This window comes from Streptomyces sp. CC53 (assembly GCF_001865245.1).
Classification (GTDB): Bacteria; Actinomycetota; Actinomycetes; order Streptomycetales; family Streptomycetaceae; genus Streptomyces.
Genome location: NZ_MKXB01000170.1, coordinates 141,617 through 143,593, shown reverse-complemented (window position 1 = coordinate 143,593; position 1,977 = coordinate 141,617). Strand labels below are relative to the sequence as shown.

At 68.6% G+C, this 1,977-nt stretch carries 3 protein-coding genes and 1 pseudogene; 3 read left to right on the top strand and 1 reads right to left on the bottom strand.

Going from position 1 to position 1,977, the window contains the following annotated elements; translation table 11 throughout:
- Positions 1 to 356: 356 nt before the first annotated feature.
- The 3 genes and pseudogenes from BJP40_RS21385 to BJP40_RS21375 all read left to right on the top strand — a co-directional run.
- The gene (locus BJP40_RS21385) at positions 357 to 740 is read left to right on the top strand and encodes a type II toxin-antitoxin system RelE/ParE family toxin (RefSeq protein ID WP_071273651.1); all 384 of its coding nucleotides are present in this window, start codon (positions 357 to 359) and stop codon (positions 738 to 740) included.
- Positions 737 to 1,075 (top strand): helix-turn-helix domain-containing protein, encoded by a 339-nt coding sequence (locus tag BJP40_RS21380; RefSeq protein WP_071273649.1) that lies wholly within the window; start codon positions 737 to 739, stop codon positions 1,073 to 1,075. Before BJP40_RS21385 ends, BJP40_RS21380 begins: the two co-directional genes overlap by 4 nt.
- A gap of 35 nt (positions 1,076 to 1,110) precedes the next feature.
- A pseudogene (locus BJP40_RS21375) lies at positions 1,111 to 1,326 on the top strand (helix-turn-helix domain-containing protein); the annotation flags it as partial.
- An 89-nt stretch (positions 1,327 to 1,415) separates the two neighbouring features.
- Here BJP40_RS21375 and BJP40_RS34975 read toward each other — a convergent pair.
- Positions 1,416 to 1,977 (bottom strand): transposase (locus BJP40_RS34975; protein ID WP_256220791.1); only part of this gene is annotated, 562 nt, incomplete at its 5' end.

The window sequence follows — 1,977 nt, the reverse complement described above, 5'->3', positions numbered from 1 at the left end:
ACTGGAGCCCCCGTAGCCCCGTCACCCCACCCTTTCAACCTCAGCGGCAACGCTGACGGCTCCCGGCCACCCGTCGGGGGCCGACCCCTCCCGCCCCGGCCCCCGCGTCGCCGGATTGAGCGACGCAGCAGCCCGGCCGTACGCTGCCTCGCCCACTCGGGCCCAATCCTGCCGAAAGAGCCGACCCTGCGCCGCCTCGACAGGTTGCCGCTGGTTTGCGGGCGGCGCCGTGGCATCAGGACAAAGGGGGGAGTGCGGGGGTGTGCGACGCTGGAGTGGCTGCGGTCGCGGCGACGGCACACGACCTGAACTACGAACTCGCGCTCTCGTACCCCGTGCCGTATATCATCGGCGCTATGGATAGCGGGCTGTACTCGATCGAGATCGAGCCAGAGGTGCGACTGTGGCTGGAGAACGTTCCCGCCCAGCACTACAAGCAGGTCGAACGCGTCGCCGACCTGCTGGCCGAGCAGCCCACCACGCTAGACGAACCGCACTCCCGCCATCTGGGCGGCAAGCTCCGCGAGCTGCGCTTTCGCCTCGGCGATGCCCATCAGCGGATCACCTACTGGCTGGCACCCGGCCGACGTGTCGTGCTGCTCACCGTGTTCCGCAAGACCAAGATGCGCGAGCAGGCCGAAGTGGACCGCGCCCACGCCGCACAGCGCTTGTGCGAGGCAGAGCATGAAGCCGCCGCCGAGCACGACCTCTACAGCCGCAACCTCAAGGAGAACCGGTGAACCACAGCGAATGGAGGACCCGTCGCCACCGCCAGCTGCTGGGCGAACACCTGGACGCTGACCCCGAGTACGACCGGGTCTACGAAGAGGCCGGTCTCGCCATGACGTTGGGCAAGGCCGTCTACGACCGGCGTAAGCAGCTGGGCCTGAGTGAGGCCGACCTCGCCGAGCGCATGCACATCGGCGTCGATGACATTGAAGGCATCGAGACGGCCACCGAGCTGCCGCCCATCGCGGTCATCATGCGCCTGGCCCGCGCGTTGGACCTCACGGTGGACGTGCACCTCGCCGGCGGAGACGAGCCCACCGTCACCATCGTCGCCCCAGCGGCCTGAGGCGGGGAGGAACCATGCAGGACCCGCCTTCCGTGCTCGCCCGTGAGCTCGGGCAACTCGTCCACGACCGGCGCATCGAGCTCGGGCTGTCCCAGGCCGAGCTGGCCGAGCGGTGCGGGATGAAGCAGCCGCAGATCTCCCGCTTCGAAGGCGGCGGGACCGTGCCCACACTTCCCCTCCTGCGCCGCCTGGCTCAGGCTCTCGGCGCCGACCTCACCATCAGCCTCACCCCGCACGACAAAGCCGCTTGACACGCATTCGGAATTCCTGGAGTTCCCCAGACGGTTTAGACCACCGGCGTCAGCGTTGCCGCTGAGGTTGAAAGGGTGGGGTGACGGGGCTACGGGGGCTCCAGTGCCAGTCCGTTCCCGGCGATGAAGCCGTTGAGGACTTCGGGGCGGCGTTGAATGTCGCGTAGTCGGTTCTTCACGAGCGGGGTGGGGTCGTGGATCGTGCGGGGTGCGAGGTTGGCCAGGGACTTCTTCAGGTGGGCCCACACGCCTTCGACGGGGTTGAGGTCGGGTGCGTAGGGCGGGAGCTTGACGATGGTCAGCCAGTCGCTGTTGCGGTCGCAGAACTCCCGCAACACCTTGGCGTGGTGGGTGTTGGCGTTGTCCCCGACTGCGATCAGCGGGGCATCGCCGAGCTGCCGACGGGCAGAGGTCAGCAGGTCCGCGAACGCGCGGGCCCGGAAACCCTTCTTCTCGCCGGTCCGGCCCCGGTATGTCTGCGTCCGGTAGATCAGACGGGTCTCACGACCCGGCCTGACGCGGATCGTCCCGGCCATCAGGACCCGGCCCGAGCCCTTGCCCGTCACTCTGACCAGCGGCGTCCGCCCGCGCCGTGACCAGGTCCGGCCTTTGCCGGGTTTCAGGTCCTGCCCGGCCTCGTCCTCGAAGACA